We start from the raw sequence: 26992 nt of genomic DNA on the forward strand, positions 1-26992 counted from the left end.
GGAAACGCAAATGCACTCAAACGGATAGCGTGCAAAGTTAAAGTGATTTATTAAGAGTAAGATTTTTTTGGTATTACCAGGACACGCCTGCTATCGAATCAAGCAGGGAGGGAAGAGGTGGAGAGTCGATCTGTAAGCCGGGTTCTGTCGAGGACAGTCATTCCTCTACGACGGCCATCACTGGACGCCTTTAGCAACCTACCCGGTTCCAACGCGGGCCGCGCCATATGGAACCCTATTTGGTCTTGCTCCGAGTGGGGTTTACCTAGCCACGAACTGTTGCCAGTCGTGCGGTGCGCTCTTACCGCACCTTTTCACCCTTACCGGCACCGAAGTGCTTAGGCGGTTATTTTCTGTGGCACTTTCCGTAGGCTCACGCCCCCCCAGGCATTACCTGGCACTCCGCCCTATGGAGCCCGGACTTTCCTCCCCCCTCTTTTGCGGAACAAAAGAAGGCAGCGACTGTCCAATCGACTCTCCGCCGCAAAGGTTAACGGCAGAGGGCCCGGAGAACAAGCGATAAAACAAATAATATCACTACGCCACTAGTGGTCTTTCTGTTTTTCCAGGGCAATTTGATACAAGACGTTCTTGCGCACCCCGGTGATTTCCGCCGCCAGCGCTGCTGCGCGCTTGAGTGGCATCTCGGCCAACAGCAGGTCCAGCACGCGCACCACCTCGCTACTGACGGCCTCTTCGCTTTCCGGTGCCGTCCATCCGGCCACCAGCACCACGCACTCGCCGCGCTGCTGATTGCTGTCAGCCTCGACAAACGCGCGCAACTGCGCCAATGGCAACCCCTTGAGCGTCTCGAAGGTCTTGGTCAGCTCGCGCGCCAGCAACGCCGGGCGTTCGCCCCCGAACACGCTTTCCATGTCTTGCAGGCACTCCAGGATACGGTGTGGTGCCTCGTAGAAGATCAGCGTACGCGGCTCCTCCTTGACCTGGCTCAGGCGCGCACGACGCCCCACTGCCTTGGCCGGCAGAAACCCCTCGAAGATGAAGCGATCAGAAGGCAGGCCCGCCGCCGACAGCGCCGCAATCAGGGCACACGCCCCCCGGCACTGGCACCACCTCGATACCGGCAGCGCGCGCCTGGCGTACCAAGTGATAACCCGGATCGGAAATCAGCGGCGTACCGGCATCGGAAATCAGCGCCACCGCATCGCCGGCCAGCAGGCGCGTAATGAAGCGACTGCCTTCATCCCGCTCGTTGTGCTCGTGACAGGCCGCCAACGGGGTGTTGATGCCGAAATGCTGCAGCAGGCGGATCGAATGGCGGGTGTCCTCGGCCGCGATCAGCGCCGCGTCGCGCAGCACTTTCAGCGCCCGTGCACTGATGTCGTCCAGGTTGCCGATGGGCGTGGCCACCACATAAAGCTTGCCGGCAGTGGAATTGAAAGCACCTGGAGCATCGGTCACAGCACACACCTGTCGTATAGATCAAAGCGCCATTGTAGCCCGTAAGACCGCAATAATGCGTTACCTGCGCTGGCGGCACGTACCGCCGGCACGACCTATATTGAAGGATTAACGCCAGCAAGATCGCGCCCCGGCCAGCGCTTGGGTACAATTGCAGGTTAATTTGATCGAGTAACAGGATTTTTACATGATCGCTTGCCTGCGGCTGCTCTCAGCCCTCTGCCTCGCTGCCCTGCTGGCAGCTTGCGCCAGTTCGCCCTCGTCCAGCCTGGGCGAGCTGCCGCGCACACCTGACGCCAGCATCGAGCAACTGCTCGACCAGGCTGCCACCAGCAAGACACCGGAAAAGGCCGCACTGCTGCGCCTGAGCGCTGCCGACCTGGCCTACCGCCAGAAAGACAACGCACGCGCCTCGCGCATTCTCGAGCACGTGTCGATCGACACCCTCAAGCCGGCCCAGCAAGTCTTCGCCAGCACCCTGAGCGCAGAACTGGCCATGAGCCGCAACCAGCCCAAGGCGGCCGTCGCAGCCCTGAGCCACCCGAGCCTGGCGCGCCTGGACGAACTGCCGGCCGAGCAGCAACTGCGCACCCGCAGCGTGCATGCCGCAGCACTGGAGGCCGACGGCCAGACCCTCGCCGCCGCCCAACAGCGCGTCGCCATGGCACCACTGCTCAGCGGCGCCAGCGCCAGCGCCAACAACGACGCGATCTGGGCCCTGGTCGCTTCGCTGCCGACCGAACAGTTGCAAGGCACCGGCACCGACACCCTGGCTGGCTGGACCCGCCTGGCCCTGGCTGTGAAAAGCGCCGGCACCCTGGAACAGCAGCAGGCCGCCATCGAAACCTGGCGCAGCCAGCACGCCGATCACCCGGCAGCCCAGCAACTGCCCCAGGCACTGGTCAAACTCAAGGAACTGGCCAGCCAGCCGCTGACCAAGATCGCCTTGCTGCTGCCCCAGGAAGGCAGCCTGGCAAGCGTTGCCCGCGCCCTGCGCGACGGCTTCATGGCCGCGCACTTCCAGGCCCAGCAAGCCGGCCAGAAGCCACCTGCCATCGAAGTATTCGACAGCTCGCGCCTGACCTCGCTGGACGATTTCTACCGCAAAGCCCAGGCGGCCGGCGTGCAGTTGGTGGTCGGCCCGCTGGAGAAGAATCTGGTCAAGCAACTGAGCGCCTACCCGCAACTGCCGATCACCACCCTGGCCCTGAACTACAGTGATGCGGGCCAAGCTGGCCCGGCACAACTGTTCCAGTTCGGCCTGGCGGCCGAAGACGAAGCACGTGAAGTCTCGCGCCGCGCCCATGCCGACGGCATGCGTCGTGCCGTTGCCATGGTGCCGAGTGGCGAATGGGGCGACCGCGTGCTCAAGGCCTTCCGCCAGGACTGGGAAGCCAAGGGCGGCACCCTGATCGCCGCCGCACACGTGACCCAACCGGTGGCCCTGGCCCAGCAGATTGCCGACCTGTTCCAGCTGCGCCAGAGCGAAGGGCGCGCCAAGAGCCTGCAAAGCACCGTGGGCGGCAATGTCTCGTCGCAGCCATCGCGCCGCCAGGACATCGACTTCATCTTCCTCGCCGCCACCCCGACGCAGGCGCAGCAGATCAAGCCGACCCTGAACTTCCAGTACGCCGGCGACGTGCCGGTGTATGCGATTTCCAGCGTGTACAGCGCCTCCGGCGACGTCAACGCCTACAACGACATGGCCGGCATCCGCTTCTGCGAAACCCCATGGCTGCTGGACACTGGCAACAGCCTGCGCCAGCAAGTGGTGCGCCAATGGCCGCAAGCCGCCGGCAGCCTCGGCCGCCTGTATGCAATGGGCGCCGATGCCTACAGCCTCGCGCCGCGCCTGGGCCAGCTCAAGACCCTGCCGGACAACCGTATCGAAGGCCTGTCGGGCAGCCTGAGCATGAACCCCAACCAGCGTATCGAGCGTCAGTTGCCGTGGGCCGAGTTTGCCGGCGGTCAGGTCAAACGCCTGCCAGACACCCCACGCTGATGCCCGACAGTTCGCGCCAGGCGGCCGGCAATGCGGCCGAACAGCAAGCCCTGCACTACCTTCAGGCGCAGGGCCTGCAACTGCTGGCGCAGAACTGGCGATGCAAACGCGGTGAGCTTGATCTGGTCATGCTTGACGGCGATACAGTAGTATTCGTCGAAGTCCGCTACCGTCTGCACGCGGGCTTTGGCGGAGCACTGGCCAGCGTCGATACCCGCAAACAGCAAAAACTGGTGCTTGCCGCCCAGTATTTTCTGCAGAAGGAGGCACGTTGGGCCAACCAGCCCTGTCGTTTCGACGTGATTGCCCTGCAAGGCCGTGGTCATTCAGGCACACCGCTCGACTGGCTGAAAAATGCCTTCGACAGTTGAACCCGCCCCGCCTGATGCACGCGTTACCCACTCAACTTTTTTGCTCTTTGTTTCGCGGGCTGCACAGTCATGTGCCGCAGGACCTTCAAGGTGCTGCGACACGCCCGACCAGCCGCCCCACTTAAGGTCACACAGATGGACATGCAATCCCGAATTCGCCAGCTATTCCAGGCCAGCATCAACACCAAGCAACAGGCGATGGAAGTCCTTGCACCACACATCGAGCAAGCCAGTCAGGTGATGGTCAACGCGCTGCTCACCGAGCGCAAGATACTTGCCTGCGGCAACGGCGGCTCGGCCGGCGATGCCCAGCACTTCTCCTCCGAGCTGCTCAATCGCTTCGAACGCGACGCCCGAGCCTGCCGGCGATCGCACTGACCACCGACAGCTCGACGATCACCTCGATCGCCAATGACTACAGCTACAACGAGATCTTCTCCAAGCAGATCCGTGCCCTGGGCCAACCGGGTGATGTGTTGCTGGCCATTTCTACCAGCGGCAACTCGGCAAACATAATTCAGGCGATCCAGGCCGCACATGATCGCGAAATGATTGTCGTAGCTCTGACCGGACGCGACGGCGGCGGCATGGCCTCGCTGCTGCTGCCCGAAGATGTCGAGATTCGCGTACCGGCCAACGTCACCGCACGTATCCAGGAAGTCCACCTGCTGGCGATCCACTGCCTTTGCGACTTGATCGACAGCCAATTGTTCGGGAGTGAAGAATGACCCCTAATCGCCTCGGCCTGATGGCCCTGACCCTGTGCCTGAGCCTCACCGGCTGCAGCTCGGTGATCACCGCCAGCCGCGAAAAACCGATCGAGGACGATCGCGGCACCCGCACCTTTGGCAGCAAGATCGACGATTCGCTGATCGAGACCAAGGTTGCCGTCAACGTTGCCAAGGCCAGCCCGGACCTGGACAGCAACTCGCATATCGTCGTGACCAGTTTCAACGGTATCGTGCTGCTCGCCGGGCAGACGCCACGCGCCGACCTCAAGAGCCTGGCCGAGCAGACTGCCGGGCAGGTTCAGCGGGTCAAGCGGGTACACAACGAGCTGCAGGTGCTGCAGCCCTCCTCACTGCTGGCACGCAACAACGACGCCTGGCTGACCACCAAGATCAAGACCCAGATGCTGGCGGACAACAGCATCCCCGGATCGCGGATCAAGGTCGTCACCGAAAACGGCATCGTCTACCTGCTGGGCCTGCTGACCCAACAGGAAGCCAACCAGGCCACCAGCCTGGTACAGGGCGTGTCGGGCGTGCAGAAGATCGTGAAGCTGTTCGAGTACATCGATTGACCTCACCAGCCCTTCGCCGGCAAACCAGCGAAGGGCTGGCGAAGCCCACAAAAAAAAGGCGACCTGCTCAGGTCGCCTTTTTTCATTTCACCACTTTCAGGCTTGGCCGGCCGCTTGGACGCGGTGGCTGGCCGCCACTGGGCGGGCCATCGTCTTCAGGCTCCGCGCCTTCCTCGTCAAGCTCGTCATCCTCCACCAGCGGCGGCTCGAGCTCGAACACCATGCCCTGGCCATTCTCCCGGGCATAGATGCCGAGAATGGCCCCGGCCGGCACGTACAGCGTATGGGCAACCCCACCAAAACGCCCCTCGAAGCTCACCGCTTCGTTGTCCATGTGCAAATGACGCACAGCGCTGGGCGAAACATTCAAAACGATCTGACCATCACTGGCAAAACCTTGTGGCACCTGCACCGCAGGGTACTCGGCATTGACCAGCATGTGCGGCGTGCAATCGTTGTCCACGATCCATTCATACAAAGCACGCACCAGATACGGACGACTGGAGTTCATCAACAGCTCCTTAGAACCTAACGCATATCACGTTCAGCAGCGGACAGACTTGCCTGGAAGGCTTCTCGGGCAAACTGGCGCTCCATATAGTCAAGCAACGGCTTGGCAGGCCGCGGCAATTCGATACCCAATACCGGCAAACGCCACAGTATGGGCAGTAGACAACAATCAACCAGACTTTGCTCCTCACTGAGGAAACAAGGCTTGTCGGCGAACAGCGGCGACACTCCGGTAAGGCTCTCGCGCAGCTCCTTGCGCGCCTGCACACGGGCGGCTTCCTTGCTGCGCGGGTCGAGAATCAGGTCAACCAGCGAACACCAGTCACGCTGGATACGGTGAATCAGCAGACGGCTGTTGGCCCGCGCCACCGGGTACACCGGCAACAGGGGCGGATGCGGATAACGCTCGTCGAGGTATTCCATCACGACCGTCGATTCATACAACGCCAGGTCACGATCTACCAGAGTCGGTACGCTGCCATACGGGTTGGCTTCCAGCAGCTTGGGCGGCTGGCGCCCGGCTTCGACACTGATGATCTCGACGCTGACACCTTTCTCGGCGAGAACGATGCGCACCCGATGAGAATAATGATCAGCGGGGTCGGAGTAGCAGGCTAACCGATTGGTCACGCCCATGGGGGTCCTCCTCGCGTGTTGAAATTATGAAATTGCAAATGCAAACGCGCCCTGAAGGCCCCTCCATACTGCGGAGTGACCCCAGGGCGCGCGTTAAACTACCAGAAATTACGCTGTGATCAGTGCACGTCCTTCCAGTATTCGCGCTTGAGCAGGTAGGCGAATACAAAGAAGAAGGCCAGGTACAGCAGCACGTAAGTCCCGATGCGTTGGCTCTCGAGCTTGACCGGGTTGGCCGAGTACGCCAGGAAGGTCACCAGGTTCTTGACCTTCTCGTCGAACTGCTCGTCCGTCAGGGTACCGGATTTCGGCACGATGGTCAGCTGGTCGCACGCCTCATGGGTCAGCGGCGCACCGGTCAGCGGGTCGAACTGCTTCTTGCCCTCGACCACGGTCTGTACCTGCTTGCAACCCACCACCTGACGCCCCTGCAGGCCCACCAGGACGTTTGGCATACCTACGTTAGGGAAGACCTTGTTATTCACGCCCCATGGCCGTGAAGGGTCCTCGTAGAAGGCACGCAGGTAACTGTACAGCCAGTCATTGCCACGCACCCGTGCCACCAGGGTCAGGTCGGGCGGCGCTGCGCCGAACCAGGCCTTGGCATCGTTGGCCTGCATGCCGATGTTCATGTGGTCGCCGATCTTGGCGCCGGTGAACACCAGCTTCTCGAGCATCAGCTCGTGGGGGATGCCCAGGTCATCGGCAACACGCTCGTAACGCTGGAACTTGGCGCTGTGGCAACCCATGCAATAGTTGGCGAAGGTGCGGGCACCGTCCTGCATGGCGGCCTTGTCGGACAGGTCGATATCGACCTTATCCAGTTCAAGGCCATGCTCGGCGGCGAAGGTCAGCGCAGGCATCACTGCCAGGATCAATACTGCAAATAGCTTTTTCATCAGCCAGTCACCCTTTCCGGAACCGGTTTGGTCTTCTCGAGCCTGGTGTAGAACGGCATCAGAATGAAGTAGGCGAAATACAGGAAGGTACATACCTGCGACAGCAACGTGCGGCCCGGGGTTGGCGCGAGCACGCCGAGCACACCCAGGATCACGAAGGAAATGCAGAACACCCACAGCCAGATCTTGCTCATCCAGCCCTTGTAGCGCATCGACTTGACCGGGCTACGGTCGAGCCACGGCAGCACGAACAGCACCGCAATGGCCGCACCCATGGCGATCACGCCCAGCAGCTTGTCGGGAATCGCACGCAAGATCGCGTAGAACGGCGTGAAGTACCAGACCGGCGCGATGTGCTCAGGCGTCTTGAAGGCGTTGGCCTGTTCGAAGTTGGGTTTTTCCAGGAAGTAGCCACCCATTTCCGGGAAGAAGAACACGATCAGACAGAAGACGAACAGGAACACGACCACGCCGACGATGTCTTTGACGGTGTAGTACGGGTGGAACGGGATACCGTCCAGCGGGATGCCGTTTTCATCTTTTTTCTTCTTGATGTCGACACCATCGGGGTTGTTCGAACCCACTTCATGCAACGCCAGGATGTGCAGCACCACCAGGCCCAGGATCACGATCGGCAACGCGACCACATGCAGGGCGAAGAAGCGGTTCAGGGTAATGCCGGAGATCAGGTAGTCACCACGGATCCACTGGGTCAGGTCATCGCCGATCAGCGGGATGGCACCGAACAGCGAGATGATCACCTGGGCCCCCCAGTACGACATCTGCCCCCACGGCAGCAGGTAGCCCATGAAGGCCTCTGCCATCAGCGCCAGGTAGATCAGCATGCCGAACAGCCACACCAGCTCGCGAGGCTTCTGGTACGAGCCGTACAGCAGGCCACGGAACATGTGCAGGTAGACCACGACAAAGAACGCCGATGCACCGGTAGAGTGCAGGTAGCGCAGGATCCAGCCGTACTGCACGTCACGCATGATGCCTTCGACCGAGGCGAACGCCTCTTCGGCCGAAGGGGTGAAGCTCATGGTCAGCCACACGCCGGTCACGATCTGATTGACCAGCACCAGCAGGGCGAGGGAACCGAAGAAGTAGAAGAAGTTGAAGTTCTTCGGTGCGTAGTACTTGCTCAGGTGATCTTCCCACATCTTGGTCGCGGGGAAGCGGGCGTCAACCCAGTCCATGAACTTACTCATCACGCATTCTCCTGATCGACGCCGACGACGATGATGTCATCCGACTCGTACGAGTGCGGCGGCACTGGCAGATTGAGCGGCGCCGGCTGGGCCTTGTAGACGCGGCCGGCGAGGTCGTAGTGGGAACCGTGGCACGGGCAGAAATAGCCGCCTACCCACTTGGGGCCCAGGTCAACAGGCGCCACTTCGGGGCGGAACGTCGGCGAGCAGCCCAGATGGGTGCACAGACCCACGAGCACGAGGATTTCCGGCTTGATCGAGCGGTTCGACGGGTCGACGTAAGTCGGCTGTACCGAGGCCTTGGATTCAGGGTCGGAGAGGTCGCCGGTGATCTTCTTCAGGTTGCCCAGAATCTCTTCGGTACGGCGGACGATGAACACAGGCTGGCCGCGCCACTCAGCAATCATCTGCTGACCTGGCTCCACCTTGGCGATGTTGACCTTGACCGGTGCACCGGCAGCTTTCGCCTTGGCACTGGGAAACCATGACCCTACGAACGGGACCGCAGCCCCCACCGCTCCTGCAGCACCCACCACGGATGTGCTGCTACAAGGAAGCGACGCCGGCCTGCATTGACGCCGTCATTGCTCATTCAGTCCTCTCCCATCAGCTTTGTGGCCTGTTGCAACAGGCATCTACTAAGTAAATTTCGAACTGCTAAAAATTTGCCGCATGGTAATGAAAAGACCCATCTAACACAAGGTTATTACCTGACCTAAAGCCTGTATCCCTTATAGCACTTGACCTGCGTCTATGCGGCAAGTTGTCACACAGCCCGTACGCCCCCTTTATTCAAGACATAAAAAAAGCCCGGTTCCACCAGGAACCGGGCTTTTTTTGAACGCCGAAGCGAATTAACGCTTGGAGTACTGAGGACGCTTACGTGCTTTACGCAGGCCCACTTTCTTACGCTCGACTTCACGGGCGTCACGGGTAACGAAGCCAGCTTTGCGCAGTGCGCCACGCAGGGTTTCGTCGTACTGCATCAGTGCACGGGTGATACCGTGACGGATAGCGCCCGCTTGACCGCTGACACCACCACCGATAACGGTGACGTAGATGTCGAACTTCTCGGTGGTTTCGGTGAGTTCCAGCGGCTGGCGAACTACCATGCGCGCGGTTTCACGACCGAAGAAGGTCTCGAGGGTGCGGTTGTTGATGGAGATGCTGCCAGTACCCGGACGCAGGAAAACGCGTGCGGTTGCAGTCTTGCGACGGCCAGTGCCGTAATTTTGAGTCGCCGACATAATGAACTATTCCGTTAAATCTTCAGTTCTTGGGGCTGCTGAGCAGTATGAGGGTGTACAGCGCCCGCATAGACTTTCAGCTTACGGTACATGTCGCGACCCAGCGGGTTTTTCGGCAGCATGCCTTTTACCGCGGTCTCGATCACGCGCTCAGGCGCTTTGGCGATCAACTTCTCGAAGTTGATTTCCTTGATGCCGCCCGGGAAACCGGAGTGGGAGTAGTACATTTTGTCCGAAGTCTTGGCACCAGTGACACGTACCTGCTCGGCATTGATCACGACGATGTAGTCGCCGGTGTCAACGTGAGGGGTGTACTCTGGCTTGTGCTTGCCACGCAGACGGCTCGCGATCTCGGTGGCCAGACGACCCAGGGTCTTGCCAGCAGCGTCAACGACGAACCAGTCGCGTTTTACTGTTTCGGGTTTAGCAGTAAAAGTTTTCATTCTTTATAGCCTCAGGGGCCGTCCCGCAATTTTAAGACGGCAGATCTTACTGAATAGTGCGTACTTTGACAAGGTCAAAGGCAGCCGGATACGGACGCTATCGGGGGCTCGGGTCAGCACGTCCAATACTCGGCAAGATTCTTCGGCGGCGGGGCATCACTTCCACTGCTGAGAGAGGTGCAGAATTATCCAGATTGCAGAAAAAATATCAACCTGCTTTTATGCTTCTTTTGCCGTGGAGATCGACATGGAGTATCGCCAGCTGGGTCGCACCGACCTCAACGTGAGCGCATTGTGCCTGGGCAGCATGACCTGGGGCGAGCAGAACGACCAGGCCGAGGGCTTCGCCCAGATCGAACGGGCCAAGGCGGCCGGGGTCAATTTCATCGATACCGCGGAGATGTACCCGGTGCCACCGCGCCCGGAAACCTACGCGGCCACCGAGCAGATCATCGGCAACTGGTTTGCCCAGCGCGGTGACCGCGCCGACTGGATCCTGGCGAGCAAGGTGGCCGGCCCCGGCAATGGCATCAGCCACATTCGCGACGGCCAGCTCAAGCACAACCGCCAGCACATCGTCGCGGCGCTGGACGCCAGCCTCAAGCGCCTGCAGACCGACTGGATCGACCTGTACCAGTTGCACTGGCCAGAACGCAGCACCAACTTCTTCGGCAAGCTGGGCTACCAGCACCTGCCCCAGGACCACTTCACTCCGCTGGAAGAAACCCTCGAAGCGCTGGACGAGCAGGTCAAGGCCGGCAAGATCCGCCACATCGGCCTGTCCAACGAAACACCGTGGGGCACCATGAAGTTCCTGCAACTGGCCGAGAGCCGCGGCTGGTCGCGCGCAGTATCGATCCAGAACCCGTACAACCTGCTCAACCGCAGCTTCGAAGTGGGCCTGGCGGAAATCGCCATCCGCGAACAGTGCGGCTTGCTGGCCTACTCGCCCCTGGCGTTCGGCATGCTTTCGGGCAAGTACGAAAACGGCGCACGGCCGCCACAGGGCCGCCTGACCCTGTTCAACCGTTTTTCGCGCTACTCCAACCCACAGACCGTCGCCGCCTGCAGCCGCTATGTGGCGCTGGCCCGCGAGCACGGCCTGGACCCGGCGCAGATGGCCCTGGCGTTCGTTACCCAGCAACCGTTCGTGACCAGCAACATCATCGGCGCCACCTCGCTCCAGCAACTGGACAGCAACCTGGCCAGTGCCGAACTCAGGCTCGGTGACGATCTGCTGGCGGCCATCGAGGCGATCCACCAGGACCAGCCCAACCCTGCCCCGTAAAGTGCTGCAACGGTTCCCGTGCCCGGCACGGGAACCGAGGGTAGACACAATCGCCAAAAAATAAGACGATCCAGCCGGTGATTGACCACTCTACCCTATAAGAATAACGACAATGATGTTTACCCAACCTACCGCATCACTGCGGCGCGTCAGCATCCTGGCCATCGACAAGGTGTTTGCTTCGACGCTCATGCAGGCCAAGGATTTCTTTCACCTGGCCAGCCTGCGCTATGGCAAGCAACTGGGCATAGGCCTGCAGCCGATGTTCGAAACGCGCCTGGTGAGCCCCGACGGCCTGCCGGTGCAGAGCTTCAGCGATGTGCAGATCCCCGTGGACAGCGGCCTGGAACAGGCCGATGTGATCATCCTGCCGGCCTTCTGGGACGATTTCGATGCCCTGTGCCAGCGTTACCCTCAAGTGTTGCCGTGGCTGCGTGAGCAGCACGCACGCGGCGCGGTGCTGTGCGGCGAAGCCAGTGGGGTGTTCTGGCTGGCCGAGGCCGGCCTGCTGGACGGCAAGGAGGCGACCACCTACTGGCGCTTCTTCAGCCAGTTCGCCGAACGCTTCCCGCAGGTCACGCTGAACCAGGACAAGCACCTCACCGATGCCGACAACCTGTACTGCGCCGGCGGCACCACCTCGGCCTGCGATCTGTACATCTACCTGATCGAGCGCTTCTGCGGCGCCAACGTGGCGCAGGCGGTGGCCCGCGACATTCTTTACGAAGTACAGCGCAACTACACGCCGGGACGCATGGGCTTTGGCGGGCAGAAGCTGCACCAGGACCTGATCATCCTGCAGATCCAGCAGTGGCTCGAGGAGCACTTTGCCGACAAGTTCCGCTTCGAGGATGTGGCGCGCAACCACGGCATGAGCATCCGCAACTTCATGCGCAGGTTCCAGAGTGCGACCGGGGACAAGCCGCTGCACTACCTGCAACGACTGCGTATCGAAACGGCGAAGGGGTTGCTGTCGGGAACGCGCAAGAGCATCAAGACCATCAGCTACGAGGTGGGCTATGACGATGCGAGTTTCTTTGCGCGGCTGTTCCGCCAGCACACGGAGTTGTCACCGAACCAGTACCGGCAGCAGTTCATGCAGGCGGCCTGAGCGGCCTATCACAGCTCAAGCCCGCTCCCACAGGTTCGCTGCAAACCTGTGTGGGAGCGGGGCCTGAGCCGCGATAGCAGCGACGCGGTTTAAGGCTTGTGCGCCCGCGCCAGAAACTCGTGGGACTGCATCTCCAGCAACCGGCTCAGGGTACGCTGGAATTCGAAGCTCAGGCGCCCGCCGGTGTACAGGTCCTTGAGTTCCACTTCAGCCGAGATGATCAGCTTGACGTTGCGGTCGTAGAATTCGTCGACCATGTTGATGAAGCGTCGCGCCAGGTCATCGGTAGCCACACCCATCTGCTCCACGCCGCTGAGCAGCACCGCATGGAAGATCTTGCCCAGCTCGATGTAGTCGTTCTGGCTGCGCGGCCCGTCGCACAGCTCGCGGAAGTCGAACCAGGCCACGTCATCGCAGGTACGCAACGCACGGATCTCGCGGTTCTCGATCATCAGCACGTCGTTTTCCACCGCCTGGGTGCACTCCGGCGTCAACGCCCGGAAACTCTTGCGCAGGCTTTCGTGGGCGGCTTCGTCGAGCGGGAAGTGGAACAGTTCGGCCTGCTCCAGGTGCCGCAGACGGTAGTCCACGCCGCTGTCGACGTTGACGATGTCGGTGTTCTGCTTGATCAACGCGATGGCCGGCAGGAAACGCGCCCGCTGCAGCCCGTCCTTGTACAAACCGTCGGGCACGATGTTGGAGGTGGCCACCAGGGTCACGCCGTTCTTGAACAGCTCCTCCATCAGGGTGCCGAGGATCATCGCGTCGGTAATGTCGGAGACGAAGAACTCGTCGAAGCAGATCACCCGCGCCTCGTCGGAAAAAACGCTTGGCGATGATCGTCAACGGGTTCTTCTCACCCTTGAGGGTGCGCATCTCTTCATGCACACGCTTCATGAAGCGGTGGAAGTGCGTACGCACCTTCTGCTCGAACGGCAGCGCCTCGTAGAAGGTATCGACCAGGTAGGTCTTGCCCCGGCCTACCCCGCCCCAGAAGTACAGGCCCTTGACGGGCGCCTGCTCTTTCTTGCCGAACAGCTTGCCGAACACGCCCGGCTTGCTGTTCTGAGCCGCGACCAGATCGTCATAAAGGCGCTGCAGGTGACGCACCGCTGTTTCCTGCGCCGCGTCATGGAAGAAATCGGGACGTTTCAGATCTGCTTGATATCGTTCTAAGGGCGTCATAATTCGTTAGCAAGGCAACAAAAGCGGGCCGTCACTGTAGCGACGGCCCCGGGTAATGGCAATCAGACTTGCGATTGACCGTTAGTCCTGCTGGGGCTGCAAGGCCGCGCGCAGGCTGTGGATGGCAGCGTCGCGCGCCGCAGCATCATCGAACTGCGGGCCATCGGCCACGCACTCGCCTTCCAGCCACAGGCTGAAGCCCAGGCCTTCGTCGCGCACGTCCAGGGCCTGGCCCGCCTGCAGCTGCTTGCTCACAGCGCCCGCAGCCTTGCCGTCGGCAAACGTGCGCGACAACAGCAACTGCTCGCCGTCTGCCGAGAGCAGGCGGAAGCGGAAGCTGCCGTCCTCTTCACGGAAGCTGACGAAGCGGGCGGCCTTGGCGGCCTTCTTCTTCACCTCGCCACCCACCTGCACACTGCTGCGGAACGAACGCAGGCCCACCGCCTCGCGCAGTTGCTCGAGGAACGGCGTGGCGATTGCGCGGGCCTTCTGCGCGCCGGCGAGGAGGATGTCCTCCAGGTCGGCCGGGCGCGCGATCAACTGATGGTAATGCTCGCGCGGTTCGCTCAGCTGGCTGTCGAGGAGTTGGAACAGGCGCTGCTTGGCCTCGCCCCAACCCAGCCCTTGCAGCAGCTCGCAGCGCAACGCTTCGGCCTGGGCCGGGGTCGCGAACGCCTGGAACAGGGTGAACAGGTGCGAGTTGTCCGGGTCCTTCGCTTCGCCGGGGGCACGCGAGTCGGTGACGATGCGCGAAATCGCGTCCTTCATGTCCTTGGCGCTGGTGAACAACGGGATGGTGTTGTCGTAGCTCTTGGACATCTTGCGGCCGTCCAGGCCCGGCAAGGTGGCGACGCTTTCCTCGATCAGCGCTTCGGGCATGGCGAAGAACGCCTTACCCTGGCCGAACAGGTGGTTGAAGCGCTGGCCGATGTCGCGCGCCATTTCCACGTGCTGGATCTGGTCACGCCCCACCGGCACCTTGTTGGCGTTGAACATCAGGATGTCGGCGGCCATCAGCACCGGGTAGCTGTACAGGCCCATGCTCACGCCGGCATCCGGGTCTTCACCGGTCTCGACGTTCTTGTCCACCGAGGCCTTGTAGGCGTGCGCACGGTTGAGCAGGCCTTGGCCGCGACGCAGGTCAGCAGCCAGGTCAGCTCGGGGATCTCGGGGATATCGGACTGACGGTAGAAGGTCACGCGCTCCGGGTCCAGGCCACCGGCCAGCCAGGTGGCGGCGATTTCCAGGCGCGAACGCTGGATGCGCTGCGGGTCATCGCACTTGATCAGCGCATGGTAGTCGGCCAGAAAATAGAACGAGTCGACACCCGGCTCGCGGCTGGCAAGGATCGCCGGGCGGATGGCGCCGGCGTAGTTGCCAAGGTGCGGCGTGCCCGTGGTGGTGATACCGGTAAGGATACGAGTGGTCATGGCTAATCGCTTATCAGGCTTGTATCAGTTCGAAAGGCGCGGCAGCACCAGATCCTTGAGGTCGGTCAGCTTGCCGTGAAAAAAGTGTCCGCATTCTGCCACTTTCAGCAGCTCGTGGGGGCGCGGCAGTGCATCGGACCAGTCGTGGACGATCTGCGGGTCGATCACTTCGTCGGCTTGCGGCTGAATCACGCTCAACGCGCAACCCTGCGGCAGGCTGTCTGCAACGCCCAGGCGCATCACTGCCGGGGCCACCATGAACAGGTGCCTGAGGGCCACGCCTGCGGCCTCGAGCCGACCACCGAGGCTGGCCGCGACGAAGCCACCGAAGGAGAAGCCCATCAGCGTCAATGGCAACTGCGGATGTTTTTCCAGCAGCCAGCGGGCTGCAGCCTGTGCATCATCGACTTCGCCGCTGCCCATGTCATGGCTGCCGGCACTGGCGCCCACGCCGCGGTAGTTGAAACGCAAGGTGATGTAGCCGGCATCGCGGGCGGTGCGTTGCAGCATCGACACCACCTTGTTGGTCATGGTCCCGCCTTGCACCGGATTGGGGTGGCACAGCAGGACGATGCCGCGGGCGTCTGCCACGTCCAGGTACAGGGCTTCCAGTTGGCCGACCGGGCCATCGATGAATACGGGGGTTTCGCGGATAAGCAAGGATGAACTCCGTGACCTCTGGAGGGGTCGACTCGTCTAGCTGATGATTCTGTCTGAGATATTTGCGATCGCTCGCGGTATACAGCGCAGGTCCGAGCCGTTAACGTAAAGCAAAGCCGTTTATAGAGGAAGGACTCGTGGAACTCTCGCTCTTAGTTTGGTTGTTGCCGACCCTGGCCCTGGTTGTGGGTGTCGTCGTTGGTTTCCTGGTCGCCCGCCTCTTGCCCAATGCTGCCCCGAGCAGCACGCAGCGGCAGCTGGACGATATCCAGGAACGTTTTGACAGTTATCAGAGTGAAGTGGTGACCCACTTCAACAGCACCGCTGCGCTGGTCAAGAAGCTCACCCAGAGCTACCAGGAAGTGCAGGATCACCTGGCCGAAGGCGCCAACCGCCTGGCCCTGGACGAGCAGACCCGTCAGCGCCTGCTGGCCGCGCTGCACTCGGAGACGCAAGGCCCACGCGACCGCCTCACGCCGCCCAAGGACACCGAAGTGCCCCGCGACTACGCGCCCAAGGCACCGAACACCCCGGGCATGCTGGACGAGCACTACGGGCTCAAGCGCTGATCGCAGCGGCCCATTCGCCATCAGGCAGTAAAAAAGGGGCACTTCGACAAGTGCCCCTTTTTTCATTCTTGCTGTTCAACGGTACCAGGGCCCAGCCACATGCAGCGCCGGATACCGCTCCCGCGCAGCGACCATCACGCCCTCCTCCAGCACGCCGTCATCCACCAGCGCCTGCAAGCTGGCCAGCACCACACTGAACCGGTCCACCTCGAAGAACTGTCGCAAGCGCTGGCGCGTATCACTGCGCCCGAAGCCATCGGTCCCCAGCGTCACATACGGCGCCGACACATACTCGGCGATCAGTTGCGGCCAGGCGCGCACGTAATCCGTGGCGGCGATCACCGGCGCGTCACCCAGCAGGCACTGCGCCACATGGCTGCTGCCGCCCTGCCCCAACCGTTGAGCGCGCTGTACATCCCGCGCATCACGCGCCAGTTCGCTGAAACTGGTCACACTGAACACCTCGCTGGCCACGCCCCAGTCGGTGGCCAACAGTTCACTGGCGGCGATCACCTCCCGCAGGATAGCGCCGGCCCCCAGCAGGCGAACCCGCCCATGGGCGGGTTCCACCGGCTGCTCTGCAAACCGGTACATCCCGCGCAGCACGGCCTCATGCACCTCTGCCGGCAATGACGGATGGGGATAGCTCTCATTCATCAGCGCCACGTAATGGAACTCGTCACACTGCTCCACCATCATCCGCTGCGACGCGTGCGCCAGGATCACCGCCAGCTCGCCGGCAAAGCATGGCTCCCAGGCGCGGCAATTGGGCACCATGCAGGCCATCACCAGGCTGGACCCGTCCTGGTGCTGCAAGCCCTCGCCACCCAGCGTGGTGCGCCCGGCCGTGGCGCCCAACAGCAGGCCCCGCGCGCGTTGGTCGGCAGCGGCCCAGATCAGGTCACCCACGCGCTGGAAACCGAACATCGAGTAATAGATGTATACCGCCAGCATCGGCTCGCCGTGCACCGCATACGACGTGGCAGCGGCCACCCAGGACGAGATCGCGCCGGCCTCGGTGATGCCCTCCTCCAGCAACTGGCCATCCTGCGCCTCCTTGTAGGAGAGCAGCGAACTGGCATCTTCGGGCTCATAGCGCTGGCCGTGGGGCGAGTAGATGCCGATCTGGCGAAACAGGCTGGCCATGCCGAAGGTGCGCGCCTCATCGGCGACGATCGGCACCACGCGCGGGCCCAGCTGCGGCGCCTTGAGCCACGCACCCAGCATGCGCACCGCCGCCATGGTCGTCGACATCGCCTTGCCCTCGGCCTGCAGCGCAAAACCGCCCATCACCTCCAGGGCGGGCACCGGTACGGGCAGGGCCTGCGCCCGCCGTGCCGGCAGGCTGCCCCCCAACGCGGCACGTCGTTCACGCAGGTAGCGCATCTCGCGGCTGTCCTCTGCGGGGCGATAGAACTGCAACTGCTCCACCTGCGCATCACTCAGTGGCAGATGAAAGCGGTCACGAAACGCCAGCAAGGCCTCTACATCCAGCTTCTTGGCCTGGTGCGCCGTCATCCTCGACTCACCGGCGGCACTCATGCCGTAACCCTTCTTGGTCTTGGCCAGGATCACCGTCGGGCGGCCCTTGCAGGCCTTGGCGGCAGCAAACGCGGCGTACAGTTTGCGAAAGTCATGGCCACCGCGTTTGAGCGCATTGATCTCGGCCGAGCTCATGTGCTCCACCAGACGCTGCAATGCAGGGTGCTGGTTGAAGAAGTGCTCCAGGTTATAGGCCCCGTCATTGGCCCCCAGCGTCTGGAACTGGCCATCGGGCGTGGCGGCCAGTTGGCGCAGCAGCACATGCTCGCTGTCCCGCGCGAACAACGCGTCCCACTCCGAGCCCCACAGCACCTTGATCACATTCCAGCCGGCGCCACTGAACAGCGCCTCCAGTTCCTGGATGATCTGCCCGTTGCCGCGCACCGGGCCGTCCAGGCGCTGCAGGTTGCAGTTGACGATGAAGGTCAGGTTGTCGAGCTTTTCGCGGGCCGCCAGGGTCAGCCCGGCAATGGACTCGGGCTCGTCCATCTCGCCATCACCGAACACGCCCCAAACCTGACGCCCGGCCGTTTGCGCCAGGCCGCGGTGCTGCAGGTAGCGCATGAAGCGCGCCTGGTACACCGCATTCAGCGGGCCGATGCCCATGGACCCGGTGGGAAATTGCCAGAAGTCCGGCATCAGCCACGGGTGCGGATAAGAGCACAGGCCGCAGCCCCCGACCTCCTGGCGATAGCTGGCCAGTTGCGCTTCGCTCAGGCGCCCCTCCAGAAACGCTCGCGCATAGATGCCTGGCGCCGAGTGCGGCTGGAAGAACACCAGGTCGGCGCTGCGCTGTGCGCCGCCCTGCTCGCCACGGAAAAAGTGCTGAAAACCGACTTCGAAGATTTCCGCCGCCGAGGCATAGCTGGCGATATGCCCGCCCAGGTCGCCGTAGGCGTGGTTGGCGCGCATCACCATCGCCAGCGCGTTCCAGCGCAGGATGCTGGTGATGCGCTCATCCAGTTCCAGATCGCCGGGATAGGCGCCCTGGTGCTCCAGCGAGAGGGTATTGCGGTAGGCCGAATAGGGTTGCGCGCCGCGCTCAAGACCCAGCTCGCGTGCATGCGTCTCCAGTTGCTCCAGCAGGAAACGCGCCCGCGCCGGCCCGCAATGGGCCAGGGTCGACTCCAGTGCCGCCAGCCACTCGGCGGTTTCGCCGGGGTCGCTGTCGTCGTCCAGGCCGTCCTCCGGCACAAGGTTCATCATTGCCACCATTGCCAAGACCTCATCCGTGACGGGTTCAGGCACACGCCTTGAGTGCCTGTTGCACATCGGCCAGCAGGTCGTCGATGTCTTCCAGCCCGACCGAAAACCGTACCAGCCCCTCGGAGATGCCGTAGTGCGCACGCTCTTCTGGGGTATAGCTGGAATGGGTCATGCTTGCCGGGTGCTGAGCCAGCGATTCGGCGTCGCCCAGGCTTACGGCGCGGCTGAACAGCTGCAGCGCATTCATGAACCGTCGCCCTGCGCTGATGCCGCCCTTCAGTTCAAAGGCGATCATGCCGCCCGGCAGGCGCATCTGCTGCCGCGCCAGTGCGTACTGGGGAAACGCCGTCAGGCCAGGGTAGTGAATCACCTCGACTTCCGGCTGCTCGGCGAGGAACTCGGCCAGCGCCTGGGCGTTGGCACAGTGCCGGTCCATGCGCAGGTTGAGCGTTTTGATGCCGCGCATCAGCAGCGCCGCGTCATGCGGTGACAGCACCGCACCGGTCATATCCTTGAGCCCTTGCAGGCGAATGCGATCGATCAGCGCCTGGCTGCCCACCACCAGCCCGGCGGTGATATCGCCATGGCCGCTGAGGTACTTGGTGGCCGAATGCACCACCAGGTCCGCCCCGAGTTCCAGCGGGCGCTGCAGGTACGGCGTGCAGTAGGTGTTGTCGACCACCAGCGTGGCGCCGTGCTCGCGCGCGATCTTGGCCACCCCGGCGATATCGGCCATGTGCATGTTGGGGTTGGCGGGCGACTCGAAATAGATCACCCGGGTGGCGGGCGTCATGGCGGCCTCGACCGCTTGCAGGTCGGCCATGTCGACATGACGCAGCTTCACCCCGAACTCGCCGATACCGTGGTGCAGGAACGCGAAGGTGCAGCCATAGAGGGTGTTGCCCAGCAGAATCTCGTCGCCTGGGCGCAGCAGCGTCCACAGCGTGGCGGTGATCGCGCCCATGCCCGACGCCAGCGCCAGCCCTGCTTCACCGCCTTCGAGGCTGGCCATGCGCGCTTCCAGCAGGTTCAGGGTGGGGTTGGAGATACGGCTGTAGAAATGCCCGGCCTGCTCGCCGGCAAAACACGCGGCGCCAAACTCCACCGTGGGGAAGGCGAAGGTCGCCGTCTGGTAGACCGGGGGCACCAGCGCCCCGTCGTGGTCCAGTGGGTCGTAGCCGTGATGGATGGCGCGAGTGGCAAATCCTGCGAGCTTGTTGGAGCCGTTCATGGCAACCGCCTCTTGTGGTTTGTTATAAGCTTATTCCACAGTCCGACGTATTTTTTTCCAAATACGCCTACGATTTGCGCCACTTACTGACATAAAAACAACAAATACAGGCTATGGAGGGCAAGACATGCCTAGCACTATCGACCGTACCGACCGCGCCCTGCTGGCGGCGCTGCAAGACAATGCACGCCTGACCGTGGCTGAACTGGCCGACAGCGTCGCGCTCACCACCTCGCCGTGCTGGCGGCGGGTGAAATTGCTGGAAGAGTCGGGTTGCATCACCGGTTACCAGGCAATACTTTCGCCCAAGGCGCTGGGTTTTGGCGTGACCGCGTTTGTCAGCATCATGATGGATTCGCACACCAAGGATGCCGCCCGTGCATTCGAGCAGCGGCTGATCGAGATTCCGGAGATCGTGGCGTGCCATAACATTTCGGGCCGCTATGACTTCCTGCTGGAGATACTGGCACGGGACCTGGAGTCGTTTGGCGAATTCACCCGTGAGGTGCTGCAGCGCTTGCCGGGGGTGAAGGAGATCTATTCCAGCTTCTCGTTCAAGGCGGTGAAGGAGAAGCGGGTGATACCGGTGTCGGAGAAGCATATTTGAGGGGGGATAGGTGCACCGCGCCCTGAAGCCAGACTTGTCTGTTCGGCCTCAGATCGCAGTGCCCGCCCCACAAAAAAGCCCGCGACTGGCTCTCACCATCGCGGGCTTTTTCATTCAGCAGCAGCGCTTAGATCGCGCCACGCTTGCGCAGCAATTCCAGCACCTGCTTCACGCTGTCTTCCAGGTTGACGCTCTGGGTGTCGATCACCAGGTCCGCATCCTGCGGCACATCATACGGGAAGCTCTCGCCCGGAATGTTGTCGCCACCGGCCGCATACAAGCCCTGCGGGTCACGCTCGCGACACGCCAGCGGCGACGCCTGAACGTAAACGGTGAGCAAGCGCTCCTTGCCGATCAACGCCTTGGCCTGTTCACGGCCCTCGGCATCCGGCGCCACGAACGCGGCCAGCGTCAACAGGCCCGCTTCGTTGAACTGACGCGCCACATGCGCCGCACGACGCCAGTTCTCGGTACGCCCGGCGCGTCCTGCGGCAAGCCCTTGTTCAGGTCATGGCGCAGGTTCTGGCCATCGAGCACGTACACCGCACGGCCCATGTCGAAGAGCTTGCGCTCAACGGCATACGCCAGGGTGCTCTTGCCCGCACCCGACAGGCCGCTGAACAGCACGGTGGCCGGCTGCTGGCCAAAGCGCAAGGCACGCTCTTCGGTGGCCACGTGGGCCTGCTTGCCGTGATGACCGGTGCTGCCATGCGGCAGTACCGGCGGCGCGATGATCATGCCCGCGCCCACGGTGCCGTTGGTCAGGCGGTCGATGATGATGAACGCGCCCGTGGTGCGGTTGCTGTCGTAACCGTCCAGCGCAATCGGTGCGTCCAGGCTGACCTTGACCTTGCCGATCTCGTTCAACTGCAACGAACTCGCCGCGCCCTGCTCCAGGGTGTTCACATCGACCTTGTGGCTGATGCTGGCAATCGAGCCCGGCACGTAGCTGGTGGCACGCTTGATGTCGTATTTCTTGCCCGGCAGCATCGGCTCTTCGGCCATCCACACCAGCATCGCCTCGAACTGCTCGGTCACCGGCGGTACGTTGTCGGCATGTACCAGCAGGTCGCCACGCGAGATGTCGATCTCGTCTTCCATGGTCAAGGTCACGGCCTGGCCCGGGCCGGCGTGCTCCAGTTCACCTTCGAAGGTGACGATGGACTTGACCCGGCTGCTCTTGCCCGACGGCAGCACGACGATTTCATCGCCCTTGTGCACCACACCGCTGGCCAGGGTACCGGCAAAGCCACGGAAGTTCAGGTTGGGACGGTTGACGTACTGCACCGGGAAGCGCAGGTCGGTGAAGTTGCGATCGGCCGCCACTTCCACGGTTTCGAGGATTTCCATCAGCGCAGGGCCGGTGTACCACGGCGAACGCTCGCTGCGGTTGACCACGTTGTCGCCCTTGAGCGCCGACATCGGCACGAAGTGCAGGCTGCTCGGGGCCATGTTGATGGCCTCGGCAAACTTCAGGTAGTCGGCCTTGATGCTCTCGAACACGCCCTCGTCGAAGCCCTTGAGGTCCATCTTGTTCACGGCCACGACGATGTGCTTGATGCCCAGCAGCGAGGCGATGTAGCTGTGCCGGCGGGTCTGGGTCTGCACGCCGTAGCGCGCGTCGACCAGGATGATCGCCAGGTCGCAGGTGGACGCACCGGTGGCCATGTTGCGGGTGTACTGCTCGTGGCCCGGGGTATCGGCAATGATGAACTTGCGCTTGGCGGTGGAGAAGTAGCGGTAGGCCACATCGATGGTGATGCCCTGCTCACGCTCGGCCTGCAGGCGTCGACCAGCAACGCCAGGTCGATGTCGTCACCGGTGGTGCCGACTTTCTTCGAATCGCGGGTGATGGCTTCCAGATGGTCTTCGTAGATCATCTTGGAGTCGTGCAGCAGCGCCCGATCAGGGTGCTCTTGCCGTCGTCGACGTTGCCACAGGTCAGGAAGCGCAGCAGTTCCTTGCGCTCGTGCTGGGCCAGGTAGGCGAGGATATCCTCGCTGATCAGATCAGATTGGTGCGACATGGAGTAACCCTGAGATTAGAAGTAGCCTTGGCGTTTCTTGTCTTCCATGGAACCTGCGCCATCATGGTCGATGACTCGGCCCTGGCGTTCGGACGTTCGCGTCAGGAGCATTTCCTGAATGATGTCCGTGAGGCTCTCGGCCTCTGATTCCACCGCACCCGTCAACGGGTAGCAGCCAAGGGTACGGAAGCGCACTTTCTTCTTGACGATACGGGCCTTTTCTTCATCCGAGAGGTGCTCCAGGATGCGCTCGTCGTCAATCATGATCAGGGTGCCATTCTTCTCGATGACGTCACGCTCGGCCGCGAAGTACAGCGGCACGATCGGGATGCCTTCCAGGTAGATGTACTGCCAGATGTCCAGTTCGGTCCAGTTCGACAGGGGGAACACGCGAATCGATTCGCCCTTGTTGACCTTGCCGTTGTACACGTTCCACAGCTCGGGGCGCTGGTTCTTCGGGTCCCAGCGGTGCTTGCTGTCACGGAACGAATACACGCGCTCCTTGGCCCGCGACTTCTCTTCGTCGCGACGCGCACCACCGAAGGCGGCATCGAAGCCGTGCTTGTCGAGTGCCTGCTTGAGGCCCTCGGTCTTCATGATGTCGGTGTGCTTGGCACTGCCGTGGGTGAATGGGTTGATGCCTTGGGCGACACCATCCGGGTTGACGTGGGTGATCAGTTCCAGGCCCATTTCCGCGACCATCTTGTCGCGGAAACTGTACATCTCCTGGAATTTCCACTGGGTGTCGACGTGCATCACCGGAAACGGCAGCTTGCCCGGGAAAAAGGCCTTGCGTGCCAGGTGCAGCATCACGGCCGAATCCTTGCCAATCGAGTACAGCATCACCGGGTTGTCGAACTCGGCGGCCACCTCACGAATGATGTGGATGCTCTCCGCCTCCAACTGTTTCAAATGCGTCAGCTTGTCGACCATGGCTACTCACGGAAAATCGATCTTATGGACGGCCAGCGGGCCGTGTTCGAGCGGGCCACTTTATCACAGCACCCGATTCTATTTAGGCAGGCTACTAGAACGAAACAGTATAAGAATATGCCCTGTCGTTTTAGCCTCAGATGGGGTTGGGGCAGTCGATGAACAGATGCTCCAGCGCGAAACGCCGCGCCAGATAGTCACCCAGCGCCTGCACGCCATAGCGTTCGGTGGCGTGGTGGCCGGCGGCGATAAAGCTGATGCCGTTCTCGCGCGCACTGTGGAAGGTCTGCTCGGAGGCTTCGCCGCTGAGGTACAGGTCCACACCTGCCGCAATCGCCTGGTCGATGTAGCCCTGGCCGCCACCGGTGCACCAGCCCACCCGGCGAATCACCGCGTCACCCTCGATCAGCAGCGGCTCGCGCCCCATCACCTCGCTCACCCGGCGCGCGAAGTCGCGCGCCGACATCGGTTCGGCCAGCGAACCGACCAGGCCCACCACGCGCGGGTTGGCCGGGTCCAGCGGGCCCTCCACAGTAATGTCGAGCTGGCGCGCCAACTGCACGTTGTTGCCGACTTCGGCATGCACGTCCAGCGGCAGGTGGTAGGCCAGCAGGCTCAGGTCGTTTTTCAGCAGGGTCTTGAGACGGCGCTGCTTCATGCCGGTGATGCAGGGGTTCTCGCCTTTCCAGAAGTAACCGTGGTGCACCAGCACCAGGTCGGCGCCGGCCTCGACCGCGGCGTCGAGCAGCGCCTGGCTGGCGGTCACGCCACTGACGATGCGCGACACTTGCGGGTTGCCCTCGACCTGCAGGCCATTGGGGCAGTAATCCTGGATGTTCGCGCTGGCGAGGTAGCGATCGGCTTCCTCGACCAGGGTGTTCAGGGCAACAGCCATGCAAAGACTCCTCAATTCAGCCGTTCGATGCGGCACAAGGCCTCGTATAATGACCGCCATTATGAGCCGTCGACTGTTTTTGGGGAAACCGACGGCAACTGCCTGGGGGCACGTCGTTGCGACAGTCATGCGCCGACGTGATTTAGCGGTTCCTGCACGGGCCTTGCCGAAGTATGATCGCGCGCGTTCATCAACTCCCCACTGCGGTATCGGCTCCAGCCACCTCCAGGATTCGTCAAATGTTCAAGGCTCTGCGTTACTTTGCCTGGCCGCTGGTCACCGGCGTACTGATCGCCCTACTGGTCATCCAGCGTTTTCCCCAATGGGTCGGCCTGCCCAGCCAGGACGTCAACCTGCAACAGGCACCGCAGACCACGCGGCTGATGCAGGGCCCGGTGTCGTATGCCGATGCAGTGAGCAACGCCGCACCGGCGGTGGCCAACCTGTACACCACCAAAGTGGTGAACAAGACCGCCCACCCGCTGTTCGAAGACCCGCAGTTCCGGCGTTTCTTCGGTGACAACCTGCCCAAGCAGCGGCGCTGGGAGTCGAGCCTGGGCTCGGCGGTGATCATGAGCCCGGAAGGCTACCTGCTGACCAACAACCATGTCACTTCCGGTGCCGACCAGATCGTGGTAGCGCTCAAGGACGGCCGTGAAACCCTGGCGCGGGTGATCGGCAGCGACCCGGAAACCGACCTTGCGGTGCTGAAGATCGACCTGAAGAACCTGCCGTCGATCACCATCGGGCGCTCCGACAACATCCATATCGGTGACGTCGCACTGGCCATCGGCAACCCGTTCGGCGTCGGCCAGACCGTCACCATGGGCATCATCAGCGCCACCGGGCGCAACCAGTTGGGCCTGAACAACTACGAAGACTTCATCCAGACCGACGCCGCGATCAACCCGGGCAACTCCGGCGGCGCGCTGGTGGATGCCAACGGCAACCTGACCGGCATCAACACGGCGATCTTCTCCAAGTCCGGTGGTTCGCAGGGCATCGGCTTCGCCATCCCCACCAAGCTGGCGCTGGAGGTGATGAAGTCGATCATCGAGCATGGCCAGGTGATTCGCGGCTGGCTGGGTATCGAGGTGCAGCCGTTGAGCCAGGAGCTGGCCGAGTCGTTCGGCATGCAGGGGCGCCCGGGTATCGTGGTGGCGGGGATTTTCCGCGACGGTCCGGCGCAGAAGGCCGGGCTGCAGCTGGGTGACGTGATCCTGAGCATCAATGGCGAACCGGCCGGTGACGGTCGACGCTCGATGAACCAGGTGGCGCGGATCAAGCCCACCGACAAGGTGGCGATCGAGGTGGTGCGCAATGGCAAGCCACTCAAGCTGACCGCCGAGATCGGCCTGCGCCCGCCGCCGGCGCCGGCGGTCAAAGAAGAAAACTAAGCCGCCAAAAGCTTCGCTGGCAAGCCAGCTCCCACAGGTACAGCGGTGATCTCAGGATCACTCGAGCCTTGTGGGAGCTGGCTTGCCAGCGAAGGGGTCAGTGCAGAATCTGGCTCAAAAACAGCTTGGTCCGCTCGTTCTGCGGCCGGTCGAAGAAGTCATCCGGCGCAGCCTGCTCGACGATCTCGCCCTTGTCCATGAAGATCACCCGGTTGGCCACGGTGCGCGCAAAGCCCATCTCGTGGGTCACACACAGCATGGTCATGCCGTCTTCGGCCAGGCCCACCATGGTATCGAGCACTTCCTTGACCATCTCCGGGTCCAGCGCCGAGGTCGGCTCGTCGAACAGCATGATCTTGGGCTTCATGCACACGCCCGCGCAATCGCCACGCGCTGCTGCTGACCACCGGACAACTGCCCCGGGAACTTGTTGGCCTGCTCCGGAATACGCACACGCTCCAGGTAGTGCATGGCGATTTCCTCGGCCTTGCGCTTGGGCATCTTGCGCACCCACATCGGCGCCAGCGTGCAGTTCTGCAGGATGGTCAGGTGCGGGAACAGGTTGAAGTGCTGGAACACCATGCCGACTTCACGGCGGATCGCCTCGATCTGCTTGAGGTCATTGGTCAGTTCCACGCCGTCCACCACGATGCGCCCCTGCTGGTGCTCTTCGAGGCGGTTGAGGCAGCGGATGGTGGTCGACTTGCCTGAGCCCGACGGCCCGCACAGCACGATGCGCTCGCCTTGGCGCACGTTCAGGTTGATGTCCTTGAGCACGTGGAACTGGCCGTACCACTTGTTCACGCCCTGCATCTGAATAATGCCTTCAGGGCCCACAGGCTGTTTGATCGCTTCACTCATTTCGAAA

At 62.3% G+C, this 26992-nt stretch carries 21 protein-coding genes, 1 other RNA gene and 7 pseudogenes; 10 read left to right on the plus strand and 19 right to left on the minus strand.

The genetic code is table 11. The features are described from left to right. Positions 1-117 precede the first annotated feature (117 nt). Both rnpB and rsmI read right to left on the minus strand, forming a co-directional pair. Positions 118-478: RNase P RNA component class A (gene rnpB, locus G3436_RS08385), an RNA gene on the minus strand. Between the two features lie 67 nt (positions 479-545). Next, positions 546-1422, minus strand: a pseudogene (gene rsmI / locus G3436_RS08390) (16S rRNA (cytidine(1402)-2'-O)-methyltransferase). A gap of 187 nt (positions 1423-1609) precedes the next feature. On the opposite strand from rsmI, the gene G3436_RS08395 reads away from it, so the two are divergent. The 5 genes and pseudogenes from G3436_RS08395 (at position 1610) to G3436_RS08410 (ending at position 5098) form a co-directional block, all read left to right on the plus strand. Continuing rightward, positions 1610-3424 carry a penicillin-binding protein activator gene (locus G3436_RS08395; RefSeq protein WP_163943507.1) on the plus strand — a complete coding sequence of 605 codons (1815 nt, stop codon included), beginning with the start codon at positions 1610-1612 and terminating at the stop codon, positions 3422-3424. Further along, a complete protein-coding gene (locus G3436_RS08400; protein WP_163943509.1) occupies positions 3424-3795 on the plus strand; it encodes a YraN family protein in 372 nt (123 codons plus the stop codon). Before G3436_RS08395 ends, G3436_RS08400 begins: the two co-directional genes overlap by 1 nt. A 198-nt stretch (positions 3796-3993) precedes the next feature. Further along, a pseudogene (locus G3436_RS28810) lies at positions 3994-4331 on the plus strand (SIS domain-containing protein); the annotation flags it as partial. Between the two features lie 12 nt (positions 4332-4343). Then, positions 4344-4523: a phosphoheptose isomerase family protein gene (locus G3436_RS28815; protein ID WP_420801189.1), complete on the plus strand. Its 180-nt coding sequence runs from the start codon at positions 4344-4346 to the stop codon at positions 4521-4523. Then, positions 4520-5098 carry a BON domain-containing protein gene (locus G3436_RS08410; protein WP_163943512.1) on the plus strand — a complete coding sequence of 193 codons (579 nt, stop codon included), beginning with the start codon at positions 4520-4522 and terminating at the stop codon, positions 5096-5098. Before G3436_RS28815 ends, G3436_RS08410 begins: the two co-directional genes overlap by 4 nt. An 82-nt stretch (positions 5099-5180) precedes the next feature. Here G3436_RS08410 and G3436_RS08415 read toward each other — a convergent pair whose 3' ends face one another. From G3436_RS08415 to rplM, 7 genes and pseudogenes are all read right to left on the minus strand, one after another. Beyond that, positions 5181-5609 carry a ClpXP protease specificity-enhancing factor gene (locus tag G3436_RS08415; RefSeq protein WP_163943514.1) on the minus strand — a complete coding sequence of 143 codons (429 nt, stop codon included), beginning with the start codon at positions 5607-5609 and terminating at the stop codon, positions 5181-5183. Positions 5610-5626: 17 nt separating this feature from the next. Then, positions 5627-6244 (minus strand): glutathione S-transferase N-terminal domain-containing protein, encoded by a 618-nt coding sequence (locus G3436_RS08420; protein WP_163943518.1) that lies wholly within the window; start codon positions 6242-6244, stop codon positions 5627-5629. A gap of 119 nt (positions 6245-6363) precedes the next feature. Beyond that, complete coding sequence (locus G3436_RS08425) at positions 6364-7143, minus strand: cytochrome c1 (RefSeq protein ID WP_163943520.1); 780 nt, start codon at positions 7141-7143, stop codon at positions 6364-6366. Beyond that, a complete protein-coding gene (locus tag G3436_RS08430; protein WP_163943523.1) occupies positions 7143-8354 on the minus strand; it encodes a cytochrome b in 1212 nt (403 codons plus the stop codon). Before G3436_RS08430 ends, G3436_RS08425 begins: the two co-directional genes overlap by 1 nt. Beyond that, a pseudogene (gene petA, locus G3436_RS08435) lies at positions 8354-8946 on the minus strand (ubiquinol-cytochrome c reductase iron-sulfur subunit). The gene G3436_RS08430 and the pseudogene petA overlap by 1 nt, the downstream one beginning before the upstream one ends. A gap of 262 nt (positions 8947-9208) precedes the next feature. Beyond that, positions 9209-9601 carry a 30S ribosomal protein S9 gene (rpsI, locus tag G3436_RS08440; RefSeq protein ID WP_163943526.1) on the minus strand — a complete coding sequence of 131 codons (393 nt, stop codon included), beginning with the start codon at positions 9599-9601 and terminating at the stop codon, positions 9209-9211. Positions 9602-9615: 14 nt separating this feature from the next. Continuing rightward, positions 9616-10044, minus strand: a complete 429-nt coding sequence (rplM, locus tag G3436_RS08445) for a 50S ribosomal protein L13 (RefSeq protein ID WP_043862045.1) — start codon at positions 10042-10044, stop codon at positions 9616-9618. A gap of 247 nt (positions 10045-10291) precedes the next feature. Here rplM and G3436_RS08450 point away from each other — a divergent pair, with 247 nt between their 5' ends. Both G3436_RS08450 and G3436_RS08455 read left to right on the plus strand, forming a co-directional pair. Then, positions 10292-11332 (plus strand): NADP(H)-dependent aldo-keto reductase, encoded by a 1041-nt coding sequence (locus G3436_RS08450; protein ID WP_163943529.1) that lies wholly within the window; start codon positions 10292-10294, stop codon positions 11330-11332. A 214-nt stretch (positions 11333-11546) separates the two neighbouring features. Continuing rightward, the gene (locus G3436_RS08455) at positions 11547-12443 is read left to right on the plus strand and encodes a GlxA family transcriptional regulator (protein ID WP_178116376.1); all 897 of its coding nucleotides are present in this window, start codon (positions 11547-11549) and stop codon (positions 12441-12443) included. 89 nt (positions 12444-12532) lie between these two features. Here G3436_RS08455 and zapE read toward each other — a convergent pair. The 3 genes and pseudogenes from zapE to G3436_RS08470 all read right to left on the minus strand — a co-directional run bounded on the left by zapE (position 12533) and on the right by G3436_RS08470 (position 15718). Further along, positions 12533-13628: pseudogene (gene zapE / locus G3436_RS08460) on the minus strand (cell division protein ZapE). An 81-nt stretch (positions 13629-13709) separates the two neighbouring features. Beyond that, positions 13710-15058, minus strand: a pseudogene (locus tag G3436_RS08465) (tryptophan--tRNA ligase). 24 nt (positions 15059-15082) lie between these two features. Beyond that, a complete protein-coding gene (locus G3436_RS08470; RefSeq protein WP_163943531.1) occupies positions 15083-15718 on the minus strand; it encodes an alpha/beta hydrolase in 636 nt (211 codons plus the stop codon). Positions 15719-15855: 137 nt separating this feature from the next. Here G3436_RS08470 and G3436_RS08475 point away from each other — a divergent pair, with 137 nt between their 5' ends. Then, a complete protein-coding gene (locus G3436_RS08475) occupies positions 15856-16287 on the plus strand; it encodes a ZapG family protein (protein WP_163943534.1) in 432 nt (143 codons plus the stop codon). Positions 16288-16362: 75 nt separating this feature from the next. On the opposite strand, the gene mdeB is transcribed toward G3436_RS08475, so the two are convergent. Together mdeB and G3436_RS08485 are read right to left on the minus strand one after the other, a co-directional pair. After that, the gene (gene mdeB / locus G3436_RS08480) at positions 16363-19044 is read right to left on the minus strand and encodes an alpha-ketoglutarate dehydrogenase (protein WP_163943536.1); all 2682 of its coding nucleotides are present in this window, start codon (positions 19042-19044) and stop codon (positions 16363-16365) included. Between the two features lie 25 nt (positions 19045-19069). Then, positions 19070-20266 (minus strand): methionine gamma-lyase, encoded by a 1197-nt coding sequence (locus tag G3436_RS08485; protein ID WP_163943539.1) that lies wholly within the window; start codon positions 20264-20266, stop codon positions 19070-19072. 127 nt (positions 20267-20393) lie between these two features. Here G3436_RS08485 and G3436_RS08490 point away from each other — a divergent pair, with 127 nt between their 5' ends. Next, a complete protein-coding gene (locus G3436_RS08490) occupies positions 20394-20873 on the plus strand; it encodes an Lrp/AsnC family transcriptional regulator (protein ID WP_163943542.1) in 480 nt (159 codons plus the stop codon). 127 nt (positions 20874-21000) lie between these two features. Here G3436_RS08490 and G3436_RS08495 read toward each other — a convergent pair. From G3436_RS08495 to G3436_RS08505, 4 genes and pseudogenes are all read right to left on the minus strand, one after another. Further along, positions 21001-22622: pseudogene (locus G3436_RS08495) on the minus strand (bifunctional sulfate adenylyltransferase subunit 1/adenylylsulfate kinase). 127 nt (positions 22623-22749) lie between these two features. Continuing rightward, positions 22750-22899, minus strand: coding sequence for a hypothetical protein (locus G3436_RS28820; RefSeq protein ID WP_420801188.1), 150 nt, complete (start codon positions 22897-22899; stop codon positions 22750-22752). Positions 22900-22914: 15 nt separating this feature from the next. Next, positions 22915-23832, minus strand: a complete 918-nt coding sequence (gene cysD / locus G3436_RS08500) for a sulfate adenylyltransferase subunit CysD (RefSeq protein ID WP_163943545.1) — start codon at positions 23830-23832, stop codon at positions 22915-22917. Positions 23833-23968: 136 nt separating this feature from the next. Then, entirely contained in the window at positions 23969-24727 is a 759-nt protein-coding gene (locus G3436_RS08505; RefSeq protein ID WP_163943560.1) for a Nif3-like dinuclear metal center hexameric protein, read from the minus strand. Between the two features lie 239 nt (positions 24728-24966). On the opposite strand from G3436_RS08505, the gene algW reads away from it, so the two are divergent. Further along, the gene (gene algW, locus G3436_RS08510) at positions 24967-26124 is read left to right on the plus strand and encodes a Do family serine endopeptidase AlgW (RefSeq protein ID WP_163943562.1); all 1158 of its coding nucleotides are present in this window, start codon (positions 24967-24969) and stop codon (positions 26122-26124) included. 97 nt (positions 26125-26221) lie between these two features. On the opposite strand, the pseudogene G3436_RS08515 reads toward algW, so the two are convergent. Next, positions 26222-26985: pseudogene (locus G3436_RS08515) on the minus strand (amino acid ABC transporter ATP-binding protein). Positions 26986-26992 lie beyond the last annotated feature (7 nt).

Origin of the sequence: Pseudomonas brassicae (assembly GCF_010671725.1) — a bacterium.
Taxonomy (GTDB): Bacteria; Pseudomonadota; Gammaproteobacteria; order Pseudomonadales; family Pseudomonadaceae; genus Aquipseudomonas; species Aquipseudomonas brassicae.

Excerpts from the sequence above, each read along its gene's own strand:
- G3436_RS08395 (WP_163943507.1), top strand. The coding sequence starts at position 1,610 with ATGATCGCTTGCCTGCGGCTGCTCTCAGCCCTCTGCCTCGCTGCCCTG.
- G3436_RS08400 (WP_163943509.1), top strand. The coding sequence starts at position 3,424 with ATGCCCGACAGTTCGCGCCAGGCGGCCGGCAATGCGGCCGAACAGCAA.
- G3436_RS28815 (WP_420801189.1), top strand. The coding sequence starts at position 4,344 with ATGATTGTCGTAGCTCTGACCGGACGCGACGGCGGCGGCATGGCCTCG.
- G3436_RS08410 (WP_163943512.1), top strand. The coding sequence starts at position 4,520 with ATGACCCCTAATCGCCTCGGCCTGATGGCCCTGACCCTGTGCCTGAGC.
- G3436_RS08415 (WP_163943514.1), bottom strand. The coding sequence starts at position 5,609 with ATGAACTCCAGTCGTCCGTATCTGGTGCGTGCTTTGTATGAATGGATC.
- G3436_RS08420 (WP_163943518.1), bottom strand. The coding sequence starts at position 6,244 with ATGGGCGTGACCAATCGGTTAGCCTGCTACTCCGACCCCGCTGATCAT.
- G3436_RS08425 (WP_163943520.1), bottom strand. The coding sequence starts at position 7,143 with ATGAAAAAGCTATTTGCAGTATTGATCCTGGCAGTGATGCCTGCGCTG.
- G3436_RS08430 (WP_163943523.1), bottom strand. The coding sequence starts at position 8,354 with ATGAGTAAGTTCATGGACTGGGTTGACGCCCGCTTCCCCGCGACCAAG.
- rpsI (WP_163943526.1), bottom strand. The coding sequence starts at position 9,601 with ATGTCGGCGACTCAAAATTACGGCACTGGCCGTCGCAAGACTGCAACC.
- rplM (WP_043862045.1), bottom strand. The coding sequence starts at position 10,044 with ATGAAAACTTTTACTGCTAAACCCGAAACAGTAAAACGCGACTGGTTC.
- G3436_RS08450 (WP_163943529.1), top strand. The coding sequence starts at position 10,292 with ATGGAGTATCGCCAGCTGGGTCGCACCGACCTCAACGTGAGCGCATTG.
- mdeB (WP_163943536.1), bottom strand. The coding sequence starts at position 19,044 with ATGGTGGCAATGATGAACCTTGTGCCGGAGGACGGCCTGGACGACGAC.
- G3436_RS08485 (WP_163943539.1), bottom strand. The coding sequence starts at position 20,266 with ATGAACGGCTCCAACAAGCTCGCAGGATTTGCCACTCGCGCCATCCAT.
- G3436_RS08490 (WP_163943542.1), top strand. The coding sequence starts at position 20,394 with ATGCCTAGCACTATCGACCGTACCGACCGCGCCCTGCTGGCGGCGCTG.
- G3436_RS28820 (WP_420801188.1), bottom strand. The coding sequence starts at position 22,899 with ATGTCGCACCAATCTGATCTGATCAGCGAGGATATCCTCGCCTACCTG.
- cysD (WP_163943545.1), bottom strand. The coding sequence starts at position 23,832 with ATGGTCGACAAGCTGACGCATTTGAAACAGTTGGAGGCGGAGAGCATC.
- G3436_RS08505 (WP_163943560.1), bottom strand. The coding sequence starts at position 24,727 with ATGGCTGTTGCCCTGAACACCCTGGTCGAGGAAGCCGATCGCTACCTC.
- algW (WP_163943562.1), top strand. The coding sequence starts at position 24,967 with ATGTTCAAGGCTCTGCGTTACTTTGCCTGGCCGCTGGTCACCGGCGTA.